Origin of the sequence: Microcystis sp. LEGE 08355, assembly GCF_015207185.1 — a bacterium.
Classification (GTDB): Bacteria; Cyanobacteriota; Cyanobacteriia; order Cyanobacteriales; family Microcystaceae; genus Microcystis; species Microcystis panniformis.
Genome location: NZ_JADEXI010000062.1, coordinates 1 through 13,571, shown reverse-complemented (window position 1 = coordinate 13,571; position 13,571 = coordinate 1). Strand labels below are relative to the sequence as shown.

The 13,571-nt window shown below is 41.7% G+C and carries 12 protein-coding genes and 1 pseudogene; 5 read left to right on the top strand and 8 right to left on the bottom strand.

The window, feature by feature from the left end; translation table 11 throughout:
* Positions 1-871: pseudogene (locus IQ242_RS05220) on the top strand (DUF3084 domain-containing protein); the annotation flags it as partial.
* A gap of 13 nt (positions 872-884) precedes the next feature.
* Here the strand turns inward: IQ242_RS05220 and IQ242_RS05215 are convergent.
* The 5 genes from IQ242_RS05215 to ccsB all read right to left on the bottom strand — a co-directional run bounded on the left by IQ242_RS05215 (position 885) and on the right by ccsB (position 6,178).
* Positions 885-1,469, bottom strand: coding sequence for a Uma2 family endonuclease (locus IQ242_RS05215; RefSeq protein ID WP_193959256.1), 585 nt, complete (start codon positions 1,467-1,469; stop codon positions 885-887).
* A gap of 79 nt (positions 1,470-1,548) precedes the next feature.
* Positions 1,549-2,124 carry a Uma2 family endonuclease gene (locus IQ242_RS05210; protein ID WP_193959255.1) on the bottom strand — a complete coding sequence of 192 codons (576 nt, stop codon included), beginning with the start codon at positions 2,122-2,124 and terminating at the stop codon, positions 1,549-1,551.
* A gap of 46 nt (positions 2,125-2,170) precedes the next feature.
* On the bottom strand, positions 2,171-3,415 hold the full coding sequence (locus tag IQ242_RS05205; protein WP_193959254.1) for an ATP-binding protein: 1,245 nt from the start codon (positions 3,413-3,415) through the stop codon (positions 2,171-2,173).
* Positions 3,416-3,761: 346 nt separating this feature from the next.
* Positions 3,762-5,084, bottom strand: a complete 1,323-nt coding sequence (locus IQ242_RS05200; RefSeq protein WP_193959253.1) for a serine/threonine-protein kinase — start codon at positions 5,082-5,084, stop codon at positions 3,762-3,764.
* 107 nt (positions 5,085-5,191) lie between these two features.
* Positions 5,192-6,178 (bottom strand): c-type cytochrome biogenesis protein CcsB, encoded by a 987-nt coding sequence (ccsB, locus tag IQ242_RS05195; protein ID WP_190721488.1) that lies wholly within the window; start codon positions 6,176-6,178, stop codon positions 5,192-5,194.
* A gap of 132 nt (positions 6,179-6,310) precedes the next feature.
* Here ccsB and ftsH point away from each other — a divergent pair, with 132 nt between their 5' ends.
* Positions 6,311-8,275 (top strand): ATP-dependent zinc metalloprotease FtsH, encoded by a 1,965-nt coding sequence (gene ftsH / locus IQ242_RS05190; RefSeq protein WP_193959252.1) that lies wholly within the window; start codon positions 6,311-6,313, stop codon positions 8,273-8,275.
* Positions 8,276-8,433: 158 nt separating this feature from the next.
* Here the strand turns inward: ftsH and IQ242_RS05185 are convergent, their stop codons facing one another.
* The 3 genes from IQ242_RS05185 to IQ242_RS05175 form a co-directional block, all read right to left on the bottom strand.
* The gene (locus tag IQ242_RS05185) at positions 8,434-10,350 is read right to left on the bottom strand and encodes a hypothetical protein (protein WP_193959251.1); all 1,917 of its coding nucleotides are present in this window, start codon (positions 10,348-10,350) and stop codon (positions 8,434-8,436) included.
* Positions 10,319-10,672 (bottom strand): hypothetical protein, encoded by a 354-nt coding sequence (locus IQ242_RS05180; protein ID WP_193959250.1) that lies wholly within the window; start codon positions 10,670-10,672, stop codon positions 10,319-10,321. Before IQ242_RS05180 ends, IQ242_RS05185 begins: the two co-directional genes overlap by 32 nt.
* 244 nt (positions 10,673-10,916) lie before the next feature.
* A complete protein-coding gene (locus IQ242_RS05175) occupies positions 10,917-11,468 on the bottom strand; it encodes a thioredoxin family protein (protein ID WP_193959249.1) in 552 nt (183 codons plus the stop codon).
* Positions 11,469-11,571: 103 nt separating this feature from the next.
* Between IQ242_RS05175 and IQ242_RS05170 the strand changes: the two genes are divergently transcribed.
* From IQ242_RS05170 to IQ242_RS05160, 3 genes are all read left to right on the top strand, one after another.
* Complete coding sequence (locus tag IQ242_RS05170) at positions 11,572-11,838, top strand: hypothetical protein (protein ID WP_193959248.1); 267 nt, start codon at positions 11,572-11,574, stop codon at positions 11,836-11,838.
* Positions 11,839-11,870: 32 nt separating this feature from the next.
* Positions 11,871-12,275, top strand: coding sequence for an NIL domain-containing protein (locus IQ242_RS05165; RefSeq protein ID WP_002760353.1), 405 nt, complete (start codon positions 11,871-11,873; stop codon positions 12,273-12,275).
* A gap of 235 nt (positions 12,276-12,510) precedes the next feature.
* The coding region (locus tag IQ242_RS05160) for a chorismate-binding protein (RefSeq protein ID WP_193959247.1) at positions 12,511-13,571 on the top strand (1,061 nt) is incomplete at its 3' end.

The following is a 13,571-nucleotide window of genomic DNA, read 5'->3' as shown; positions in this document are numbered from 1 at the left end:
GTTATTAACAACCAGACAAGCGCGACTTCAACAGTTGGAAACTCAACAAAAAACCCTACAGCTAGAAATTGATCGCCGGGATCAACGTATTGGAGAACTCGATCGATCGATTGTGGATAAAAATTTGGCTTTAGAACAGCGCGAGGGAAAATTAAAAGATTTAGAAACTCAAATGGCTTTTCTGAAGCGGGAAGTGGAAGTTTTAGAACAATACTATCAAACCTATCAAGAATTGCGGGAAAAACAAATCGCTATTTTCCGGGGACAGGTGTTATCTTTTGGAGCTTTTCGTATTGTTGATCCCCAAGCTATTGTCGCTGTTATTGATAAGTTATTGCGGGAAGCGAATATGAATGCTATCCGTGCCACCCAACCAAATCAGCCTAATTTTGACCAGCGTTTAGTTAAGATCACAAAAGCACAGGTAGAACAGTTAAGTCAACAATTACAGGACGGTAAAGAATATGTGGTGAGAATCCTTTCCGCAGGTAATTATGTCTTAGGAGAAAGCGAGATTCGTGTCTTTGCTGATGTGGTTCCCAATCAAAGAGTTTTTGAGGAGAAACAGGTAATCGCTGCCGTTTCTATTGATCCGCAAAATATGACAGAAGAAGACCTACAAAAGCGTTTAGATTTACTCTTAGCATCGGCTCAATTTCGCGCTAGAAGTGCGGGAGTTTTAGGTTCAATTCAAGTGGAAGATGGTTTATTAACTACGGTAGTTAACTTTATCGATCAAGTCAAAAGGTCGGGTAATTCTATCGAGACACTTGAGGCAGTTGCTGCTAGTAAAACTAATACATCTGGTCCCTTAACTTTGCGTTTAGTAGCGGTAAAAGATGGTAAAATTGTTTTTAGTACGTCCTCTTAAAAGATAGCTAAAGTTAGGAGTTGAGACTAAAATCAATTCCTTCGTAAATATCGGCAAGATTTAGACTAATTCCTAAAGAATCTAGGGATATAATTCCCCTTACTGGGGTGTATTCTTGCAGTAACCAATTATTCTCTGAGGTTTTGCTATAGGATTCTATTAATATCTCCCCTTGACTGACGAGAAGATAGTGGTTTAATTGGGGTATAGAACGATAATAACGAAATTTATCACCCCGATCATAACCGGAGGTAGAAGGAGATAAAACTTCGATAATTACACAGGGATTTAAAATTTCATCGTTGCGATGATCACTAAATAATGGTTCCCCAGCAATGAGCATTAAATCTGGGTATAAACCGCGATTATACTGGGGTATCCATAGACGCAAATCACTGGGAAAGACTTCATAAATAGTTTTCCTTAAAGCATTGTCTAACAAGCGAATTAAATTGCGTACCAGTCGATTATGATTGATGCTTCCCCCTGTCATCTCGATAATTTCCCCGTCGTGATATTCGTGTTTAGTTTCCGCTCTAGTTTCTAAATTACGATATTCTTCTAAGCTGAGGGTTTTGGTAGGAGATCGAGTTAGCATTTTCTCTGTCACAGAATTTTTAATCCTCCCGATTATAACCTAGATCATATAAAAAAGGTTATCATTCATCAATTATTCTTCAATTAAAATCAATTCCTTCGTAAATATCGGCAAGATTTAGACCAATTCCTAAAGAATCTAGGGATATAATTCCCCTTACTGGGGTGTATTCTTGCAGTAACCAATTATTCTCTGAGGTTTTGCTATAGGATTCTATTAATATCTCCCCTTGACTGACGAGAAGATATTGGTTTAATTGGGGTATAGAACGATAATAACGAAATTTATCACCCCGATCATAACTAGAGGTGGAAGGGGATAAAACTTCGATAATTACACAGGGATTTAAAATTTCATCGTTGCGATGATCACTAAATAATGGTTCCCCAGCAATGAGCATTAAATCTGGGTATAAACCGCGATTATATTGGGGTATCCATAGACGTAGATCGCTAGATTGAAGACGATAATTAGTTCCTCTTAAAGCTAATTTTAGCAGGACAATAAGATTAATGATAATACTATTATGATTGATGCTTCCCCCTGTCATCTCGATAATTTCCCCGTCGTGATATTCGTGTTTAACCTCGGCAATGGTTTCTAAATTACGATATGCTTCTAAGCTGAGGGTTTTGGGAGGAGATGAAGTCAACATTTTTCTAGATTAGATATTCTTTTATTTAATCATAACACAATTAATGCTACCTATTTAATTCTAATTCCCCTTGCAGAAAATCAATAAATTGTCTAGCAGTTCTTCCCGATCGCCCATTATGTTGGGTTGCCCATTGTTTGGCACGAAATTCTAAGTCTTCTAAGCTAATTTTTAATTTAGCTAAACTGGCTAAATGACGCACTATTTCCAGATATTTTTCTTGATTAGCCGGTTCAAAAGTTAGGGTTAAACCAAAGCGATCACTAAAGGATAATTTTTCTTGTACTGTGTCCCAATTATGCACTTCATCACTATCTTTTGGTTGCGGTCGATCCGCAAAAAATTCTCTGACTAAATGTCGGCGATTAGAAGTGGCATAAACTACGACATTTTTCGGTCTAGCGGTGATGCTTCCCTCTAAAACAACTTTTAAAGCTTTAAAAGCTTCATCGTCTTCTTCAAAGGATAAATCATCGACAAAGATAATAAATTTTTGTGGCAAATCTCGCAAGATTTCAATAATTAATGGTAGGTCTTTTAATTGAGATTTGGCCACTTCAATTAAGCGCAATCCTTGGCTATGGTATTTTTGCAATAATCCCTTAACCAGAGAGGATTTTCCCGAACCACGGCTGCCATAGAGTAAGACATTTAAAGCGGGATAACCTGCCAATAAAAACTCAGTGTTTTTAATCAAGGTTTCCTTGGGCATTTCATAACCGACTATTTCTTGAATCTGCACGGGATCTGGATGAGCAATTCCTTGTAATCTGCCTTCTTGCCACCTTAAAGCTTGATAACGGGCAAAAATTCCTGTCCCACATTCGCGATAATAATCGGCTAAATCTTCGACTAATTCCGTCCAATTTAAACCAGAATGTAGGAAACTTTCTAATTTATTGTCCACTTCCCAAGTGGAGAAATTGAGAAATTTAACTTGTTCCAAAATTGTCGAATTACTTAAGCTATAAATGCTAGAATTATAGAGAGATTGGAGGATAGATAAATCCTGTTTCACGCCATCAATTAAAGATTCGGGTAACTCCCAAACACTTTTTTTCTGTACCTGTTGACTAAAGGGATTATCATCTAATAAAATTTGTTCGACTAGAAAATCATTCCAACTGATATCTTTAGATGCTAAACCTTGAAACAATTTACCATAAGCTTTGAGAAAATCGGCAATATTATCCGTAGCTAATAGGGTAATAAATGCCTGGCCAATAGCATTATCAAAAACCCCTTGATACAAAACTAACAAGCTGACTTTTTGGTAAATTTCAGATATCATTTTTATTCTCCACTAATAACTAACATTTCATGGCTGATTTTTTGTAATTCCTAATCCGATTCAATAATTGCCGCCTTGTAGCCGAGGGAATGCCAATCACTTGTTATTATATCAAGATAGGTTAATCTTTGCAAGATTAAGGTTAAAAAAGGGAAAATGCCTACCGACTAATTCCCAAGATTTCTTGAATTGATTTTCATTTATCTTAATGGTGAGGTACAAAGTTCTCCTTTTGGGGAGTCAGTCCCGATGAAAAAATTTTCACCCCCACAGATGAAAGAGGTTTCCTTCCCTACACCCCACACCCTACACCCTCTTTCAAGTCAGGAGATGATACCCTGTCAGGTTACACTTCCTCTTGATGAGAAACGTTATATTTGATAAAATTTAACCAATCTTGGATTTCCTGTCCTAACCAGAGACATTCATCCTCGCGGAGATTCTGACCGATAAGATAATAATTTTTAGCCGTCCGCAGACGAATCTGATAGTTACCTTCTGTGCCATTGCTATGGAGAAAAATACCCCATAAATCTTGAGTTTTAAAAGCAAATTTTTTGTAGATAAAATTGAAGACTTTATATTTAATTAAAACTTCTTGAGGGGTAAGAATTAATTGCATCTCCCGCAAACAAATAAAACCAATTAGAGCTACAATAAAGGTAAGAATCGGGGAGATAAAGACAGTGACAGTAAGGACAATCGCCAAAGACCAGAGGGTAGCTGCATCGGAAGGTAGCTTAATTTTAGGGGGTAAATTAATCTCTAAATTATCCCGGTGTTTAGCGATACGGATGGAACTGTGGGGAGGTTTTGGTAATTTCTTAGGATCGATTAAACTTGAGGCTTGGCGATAGGAGGGATGTTGGAGAAATTTCAGAGCATCTCTGGCACTTTTAAACCGCTTTTCTACCGCTATATCGGTCATAGTTTCTAACCAATCGATTAAATCATCATCAATTGTCACCCGTTGGCGAAATTGAATTTTAGAGTCGCGGTGGGGCAGTTCTATCGGCACAATTCCCGTCAATAAATGAATTAAAGTCATACCTAAGGCATATAAATCAGAACTGGGAACCGCCCGGCCCCAAAATTGTTCTAGGGGTGCATAACCACTCGTTCCCACCACAGTAAAAGTAACTCCTGTTACTGCACCGCGGGACTGGACTGCCCCAAAATCTACTAAATAAACGTTATTTTCCGAGTTAATAATTAAATTACTAGGTTTAATATCTCGATGTAATACTGGGGGCGATAATTCGTGCAAATAAATGAGAATTTCGAGAACTTCTTGGGCAATAGTCCGAATTACCGTAGCGGTGAAATGTTGCCCCCTTTCTAAGCGATCGCTTAAGGATTCTCCCGGTATATAATCTTGTACAAGCACAAACCAAGGAATCCCGTCACCTTGATTTTTATCGAGGGAAAAATAATCGCGATAGCGGGGAATACGGGGATGATAGAGAGAAGCTAAAACGGCGGCCTCTCGTTCAAATAATTTTAATTCTTCCCACTCCATCTGGGGACTAAAAGCGAGGAGTTTAATAATTACCGATTCCTGGGATAATACATCGGTAGCTAACCAAGTTTGACGACCGATAGCGGTATTGCCTAGGCGTTGTTGCAGTTGGTAACGTTCAGCTAAAAGAGAATCAGAAGTAAAGGTCATAGTGGCTTTTCCCTTATTTAGGGTCTGCTGAAAAAGTTTTTCCTGGGGACAGGGTGTGGGGTTGGGGGGCCACACCCCACACCCCACAACCCACACCCATAACTGATTTAGAAAAACCAGCCGTAGGAATGAAGACCTTTACCTAAAAGATTCACCCCTAAATAACATACCCAAACCACAACAAAACCACTCGCCGCTAGAATAGCTGGTTTTCTTCCCTGCCATCCCCGGGTAATGCGCGCATGGAGATAAGCGGCAAAAACTAACCAAGTGATTAGCGCCCAAGTTTCTTTCGGATCCCAACTCCAATAGGAACCCCAAGCTTCATTGGCCCAAACTGCTCCGGCGATGATACCGATAGTGAGAAGGGGAAAACCGAGGCCAATGACCCGATAACTGATATTATCGAGGGTTTCCGCCAAGCTAAGACGTTGGGGCGAAAGAGTCGTCATCGCTGTTAAGGTGGGAGTTAAAAGGGCGGTTGTGCCACCGTTAGCCGTTTCCATGAAAATTGGGGCGGAAAGAGTGGTAGATAACTTATTTTGCAGACGATAGGCCCCCGTACCCACGGAACTGCCTTTTAACTCGATATTTTGACCTCTAGTGACGATCAGAAAAGCGATCGCCATCAGGGAACCCACCATCAAAGCAGCATAACTTAACATCATGACGCTAACGTGCATCATCAACCAATTCGATTTTAAAGCCGGAACCAAGGGCGCGGAAGTTTGCATTTCCCCTGGTAAGGACAAAGTGGCAAAAGCGGTAATCCCCATGGCTACAGGAGTCGTCACCACCCCCACCAGGCGACTGCGGCTATTGTACTCAGCAATTAAATGAACAGCAGTTACACCCCAAGCGAGAAAGAATAAAGATTCGTAAAGATTGCTAATGGGGAAATAACCCGCTTCTAACCAGCGCGCCCCCAATAAAGCGGCGATACAGAGGTTAGCGATTGCCACTCCCGTGCTGCCCAGGCCAGGCAACAAAGGTATGCTGGGAAAGGCTGCCCCGGCCCAATAAACCAGCATAGTTAAAAACAGGACTAAAAAAGAAGTGTTATCGAGAAAGTTCTCTAAGCTAACTAAATTCATGGGATTTCTCTCGTTTGTCGCTCGCTCGCTACCAAGTATTCCATCCTCTATCCTATCCCATCGGTAAGGCGATCGAGATAGGGAATTGTTAGTATGAACTTTGTATTTTCACTCTCACCTGCCCTAAAAATTATGGCTAATCAAGAAGATAATAAATTTTCCTGGTCGCGTTTGCCTCGGTTAGGCAAAATCTTGATCATTTGTTCTGGTGTTGCCGCTTTAGGCTATTTTCTTATCCCTCGTCCCTCAGAATTGTCCAATATTCCCCTCGAACCCTACAGCGAATTTATCAGTAAAGTGGAACGGGGCGACATCAGTAAGGTCAGAATTGGCAATCAAGTCATCTATTATCAATTAAAAAATCCTTTAGAATCCCTGCCTATTCCGGGTAATCCCCCCGTTAATCCTCCAGAATCAAGTCATCCCTTTTACGGTGATTCTAGTTCTCTAGCGGGCAAACCGAGCAGTAATCTAGCCCCTGGACGAGTTTTTGCCACGATTACAGTTTATAACCCCCAATTACCCCAACTATTACAGCAAAAAGGCGTAATCTTCGAGGCGATTCCCGTGGCCGAAAACAGTTGGATCAGCACTCTCCTCGCTTGGGTGGTTCCTCCCTTAATTTTAGTCGCTGCTATGCAGTTTCTGTTCTATCGCAACGATGACACGCGTAAATCGCTGCTTTTTAATAAAAATCTCGCTAAAGTTTACGGAGACGGCGAAAAATATCCGATTACCTTCAGTGATGTGGCCGGGGCCGAAGAAGCAAAAACCGAGTTAAAGGAAATCGTCGAATTTCTCAAGGATGCCGAGCGCTTTAATAAAATTGGGGCGCGTATTCCTAAGGGTGTTCTCTTGGTCGGACCGCCGGGGACGGGGAAAACTCTCTTAGCAAAAGCGGTCGCGGGAGAAGCGGGAGTGACGTTTTTTAGCATTTCGGCCTCGGAATTCGTGGAGTTATTTGTCGGGACTGGGGCAGCCCGGGTGCGGGATCTATTTGCCCAAGCGAAGAAAAATGCCCCTAGCATCATTTTTATTGATGAATTGGACGCGATCGGTAAATCGAGAAGTTCGGGATCGGGAACTAGCGGCAGTAATGATGAGCGCGAGCAGACTTTAAACCAACTTTTGACAGAAATGGACGGTTTTAGCCCCAAAGAAGCCGTCGTCATCGTTTTAGCCGCCACCAATCGCCCAGAGACTCTTGATGCCGCTTTATTGCGTCCGGGGCGCTTTGATCGCCAAGTTTTGGTGGATCGTCCCGATTTAGCGGGAAGATTGGCAATTTTGCAGATATACGCCAAACGAGTCCAGATGGGTGAAGATGTTAACCTCAAAGCGATCGCCACCCAAACCCCCGGTTTTGCCGGTGCCGATTTAGCCAACCTCGTCAATGAGGCCGCTCTCTTGGCTGCCCGTAATAATCGGGAAAAAGTCAGTCAAATTGATTTTAAAGAAGCGATAGAAAGAGTTATCGCTGGTTTAGAAAAGAAAAGTCGGGTTTTATCGGAAAAAGAAAAGAAAATCGTCGCTTATCACGAAGTTGGCCATGCTTTAGTTGGCGCTGTCATGCCGGGAGGTGGTCGGGTGGAGAAAATTTCCATCGTTCCCCGGGGTTTATCCGCTTTGGGTTATACCCTGAAAATTCCCACGGAAGACCGTTTTTTGATGACAGAAACCGAATTTAAAGAACAAATTACTATGTTATTGGGCGGTCGGGCAGCCGAAGAATTAATCTTTGGCAGTGTCACTAATGGCGCTTCCGATGATTTACAAAGGGCGACGGATATCGCGGAAAGAATGGTGACAATGTATGGTATGAGTAAATCCCTGGGTCCCCTAGCCTACGATAAAACAGGACAGGCTAATTTTTTAGGTAATAATCAGGGTAGTCCCCGGCGTTCGATCGGAGAAAATACGGCCAAAGCGATCGATGAAGAAGTTAAACAAATTATCGACGCTAGTTACCAAAAAGCCCTAGCAATTCTCAGTCACAACCGCAATTTATTAGAGTCGATTACCGCTAATCTTTTGACCACGGAAGTAATCGAGGGAGAAGAATTGCAAGAGTTATTAAATCAAGCGCAAATGGTTTGAACAATCCTCATAAATAGGGTCTGCTGAAAAAGTTTTTCGTGGGGAAGTGGGGAAGTGGGGAAGTGGGGAGAACAAAGCTGCCTTTTGCCTTTTGCCTTTTGCCTTTTGCCTCTCCTCATAACTAGGGTCTGCTGGATAAACAGTCGAGAATAACTAACTTAAGGAGAAGACAGAATCAAAGCATTGGAAAATTGATATTTCCCTGCTTTGACGGTTAATTTGCCCTTTTTCCATGCCAGAGAAACGGGAGAGTTATCTCGACTTAAACTGTTATAAAGGGCGAAATTTTTTGACCAGTCGTGCTTTTGACCGTTACGAATTAACATCGGCAGTAGATTGATTTGATTATAGGTAAATTGTAAACTCTGCCCTTGACTGCCTTTAAATAAAACCCTGCCCTGCTTAATTTGAGTTAAATTTACTTGACTTTTTTGCTTAAATATGCTCTTGAAATTCTCATAACTAGCCTGGGTTGCCGCTTCTCCCACTTCCAGAGCAAAACCCGCATAATTGTTACCTGTGGGTAAAGCTTGGTAGGTGTTATCATCGGGATAAGGGGAATTAGGAATCTCGATCATTTCAGGAGAAGAAAGATTGATTAATCTCAGAGCTAACCAAGTTTTTTCTAATTGAATAAACCAGATATTATCATCTTTTTCTACCTTGGCGGTTTTCGGTAATTGCCAGAAAAAAGCTTGATCTGCTGGTCGTAACCAGATTAAAAGATTGCGATATTGTCCGATTTCATCCCCGGGATTTTTGCCCGGTTTTACGCCATTTTTGCCAGTGTTAGCCACAAAAAAATCCACCCCTTTGTGTTGATTAAAGGCCATTAATTTAAACGGGGCCACATCGCCATCGGGGAAAGTTCCCGCCAGACTACCCATTTGATAACTAGCCCCAATAAATTGAGTTTCCCAATAACCCGGACTCTGATTATTGCCCGGTTTCCAGTTTTCATACAGGGGTTTACTGGCGAGAATTTCTACCGGTTTATTAAAGTTTTTTCGGGCTAATTCCATCACTGCCAAAGGAGGACGATAACGACTGGTAATTAGATAAAGAGAGTCCAATTCCGGGCGATTATTGGCGACGGGAGTATCACCAAAGTATAACCAAAAAGCGCGGGCTGCGTGCGATCGCATTACGCCGTGGCCATCACCGTAATCACGTTTTACAGGGCCACCCCAACCACCCCGATAATATTTAACACTAGCGGCCATGGATAACCAATCTAAGGCCATTTTTGCCCATTGTTTAACTTCCGTATCTTGAGCAAAATCGTAGAGATTGAGATAGGGAGCAAAGGTATGACCGTGATAAACTTCTGAATCCCATTCTCCCATACCGATGTTATATAAAGCTGAAACGTAACGCTTAATTTTGCTCTTATAAATTTGACGAGTTGCTTCATTTCCTGTTTCTTCGGCCATCAGATAAACCGATGTTTCGCGCATCGCTCGCAGGTTATCAGTATTGCGACTATCTACCCATAAACCCCGTCTTTTCATACTCCAATCATTACCCGTTCCTTGGCCCGTACCGTGGACAGGATGGGGCCGTTGTAAAGGGTCGGTTTCTGTCCAAATTTTCGCCGCATTATACATTCTCTGACGATAAACAGGATCGAGATATTTCCCGAGCAGAAAATACTTTCTAATTTGTCCTTTCAGGGTAAAAGAAAAATAATAATCTATATAATCAGTGTGGGCCTGTTCCCGTTTTTGTGGGTCATCCTGCTGCAGGAAATCTAGGGCTTTTTGCCGGTTTCCTGCCAAGAAATCAAACATGGCCATAGGATAGGATCTTTTCTCGTTTTCTCCCCACAAATTGCCATAACTTTCTGCCTTAGCAAAATGGTTAATAACTTGCTTGGCCCTTTGTTGAAATTCTGCCTCTAATTGCGGTGTCCAATCGTTAAGATATTGGGGTTGAACTTCGGCAACAGGGAAGGAAGTCAACGAGTTTTGAGAAACAGAATAGAGGGAATTAAAGCCAATAGCAAATAGGGCAATTATTACCGCTAAAATTAGATATTTAATTCTAGATCCAATCGTCATCTTCGGCAAATTCATCGATGTTTCCTTGATTTTCTGGGGACTGAGGTTGATTCTCTTTATCTAATTGTAAAGGAACTGGTTCAGGAGCGATAATTTCTGGTAATAATTCTTCGGGTTTTTGACCATCTACCTCCACCACAATTATTTCTGTGACGGGAAACCAAAGTATGCGGCCTTGATCGTCACAAACCGTCAGCGATCGAGATTTATCTGGGGTCTCGGTTGCGAAGAAATCTCCTAACATTTTGGTGGGTAAAATATTCTTACTTTCACCCCCACTAACTCCTAGAAATATATATTCGTTACCTGTGGTCAAATGTTGGACAATAATCGCCATAATTAAAAGGTTTTAGTCAATGAAATGTACTTAGTTGATAGTTGACTCTTGAATGATAAGTAGGTAGGCGTTAAAAATTATCAGATGCCCCCCTTATTAAGGGGGATACCCCCGCCTATCGGCACCCCCCTTATCAAGGGGGGCAGGGGGGATCGAAGCTAAAATCCATTTTTAATTTAATTATAACCAGCTACTTAGCTTTCAGCCCTAAGCTTTCCACTGATTACTGATTACTGATTACTGCTTACTGCTTAACTTGACTGCCGTGACTGCGGGGATCAGCTTGACTAGCGCCCGCAAGGATATTAAAATCAGAAGCCTGTCCCGTAGTGGTGGCATAGGGTAGGGTAGAATTGGTTAAAAGTGCTTCTAAATTAGCAGTTAAAATTGATTTTGGTTGTTCTCCGATCGCTTGGGCAACCGGTTGTCCTTGATTATTTAAAAAGACAAAATGGGGAATACCATCCACGCGATAACGGAGAATTTCCGGCAACCATTTATTATTATCAACGTTGAGCATGACAAAATTAATGGCATTACCGTATTGTTTTTTAATTTCGGCAATTTCAGCGGCCATCGCCTGACAACTGGTACACCAATTAGCATAAAATTCTGTCAGGGTGGGTTTACCATTGCTGAGGGCAAGATCGAAAGGTGTCGCTTTTTCCGCTTGCGCTTCCAAAGATACAGAACTAGCGGTGGTTTGAAACCCCAAGAAAATCGCTACACTAAGGATAACTGCCGTTACTGCCAGCAGCAGATTTCTGGTTTTGTTGGTGGGTGTGGTGGCTGTCATGGATATTTAATCAAAGTTTACTTTGTCCTATTGTAACGACTGCTGCGCTCTTTTAGTATTGGTGTCGATTGAGTTACAATTAAGTTAGAGATGGGTAATAATTATGACCGAAGAAAGACTCGATCGAATAGAGGGACAGCTAAAAAGGCTAGAAGGGGACGTTCATACAATTGAGGGGCGATTAGAAACTTTAGAAAGTAACGTTCAAAACATTGAAAAAAAGCTAGGAGACGTGATCAACCAAATTCGTGAACTTAGTCTTAGCATCGATACCTACCAAAAAGCTTATCAACAGGTAGTTAATTTGGCTTTTGGTCTGATCGTTGCCGCCACTGCTGCTATTGTAATTCCAGCCGTTTTCGGCAAATAAGCAAAAAAAGATTCTTTGATCGGAAAGGCTGCATGAAAAAACGCGTTACTCTCACTTTTCCCAAAAAAGCCGTCCATATGCCCGTTACCTATCGACTGGCGAAGGATTTTAACATCGCCGCTAATATTATCCGCGCCCAAGTTGCCCCCAATCAAGTGGGAACATTAGTATTAGAATTATCGGGAGATATCGATGAGTTAGAAGCGGCGATCGAATGGTTACAATTACAAAATATTGGCGTTTCCCAAGTTAGTCGCGAAATCGTCATTGATGAAGAAAAATGCGTCGATTGTGGCTTATGTACGGGAGTTTGTCCCACGGAAGCTTTAACCCTTGATCCCGAAAGTTTTCGTCTCAAGTTTTTGCGTTCCCGTTGTGTGGTTTGTGAACAATGTATCCCCACTTGTCCCGTGGTGGCAATTTCCACAAACTTGTAAAGTAGAAATTATTAAATTAATTTTTTTGCCCATTTAAATAATAGCCATCTCTGGAGATTTTAAGCCTTCATTTGTCTCCAACCCGGCTAATCGTCACAAATATCCCCTTCCCTTTCTGCCTAAAGACCCTTTCTCCGATACCATAGTTAAAAAGAGATTGCTGACTCTGGCCACATCTGTGGGGATTACATACCATTAATCATGGTTTTTTTGCAAAAAATACAAAAAACTTGACATGACTTCTGCCGTTCCTCGCCTTTCCTATCCTGATAGTCCGATTGCTGATCTTCGCGGCCTCTATGACTTTATCCTCAACCCGCAACTGTTAGCCGCAGAAAAGGGAAATCGGTTGATCGTCAGTTTTTGTCAAAAAATTTCCCCCCTTGATCCCCTAGAAATTCTCTCTCGGATTGCCCCTAGCTATCCCACCCATTGTTATTGGGAAAATCCCGAACGAGAAACCGCTTTTCTCGGCTACGGCATCGCCTTTGCTGCCACTTTCCACGGCAAACAACGTTTTTTAAAAGCTCAAAAATTTATTGAAAACTGTCAACAAAGAATTATTAAAATTGATAACTATAGCGAGATTACTCCCCGCATCTTTTGTAGTTTCACTTTTTTCGACTCGGAAACAGCCACCCCCTTTCCCTCAGCTACCCTAACCCTGCCTAAGTTTCAAATTATCAAAAAACAGTCGGAATATTTTTTCCTTACCAATCTCCTAATCACCAGCGAAAAAGAAATAGAAAACTCCCTCGAAGAAACTATCAACAACCTCAAAATTATCCAAAATAACTCGAGCAATTGCCGACAAAATCCCCATCAGGCTCCCTGTAGTTATTATATTCATCCTACCTATAATTTTCAAGCGGCTGTTGCCGATGCACTCCAATCTATCCATGCTCAAAAATTTAGCAAAATTGTCCTCGCTCACGCTCTTGACGTGATTTCTCCCCGTCCTTTTCATCTGGTAAACTGTCTCGATAATTTGCGTCAGCGTCATCCCGATTGCTACACTTTTTCCCTCGGCAATGGACGGGGAGATCATTTTATCGGCGCTAGTCCCGAACGCTTGCTAACTGTCCATCAGGGGCAATTAATCACCGATGCTTTAGCGGGATCCGCTCCCCGGGGAGAAAATGCGATCGAAGATGCTCTTTTAGCCAATAAACTCCTCGCTAGTGAAAAAGAACAACGGGAACATCGGGCTGTTAGTGACTTTATTAACCAAAAATTGCGACAAATTGGCTTAAATCCGCAAAATTCCCCCTCTAGATTGTTAAAACCTGTCTCTTA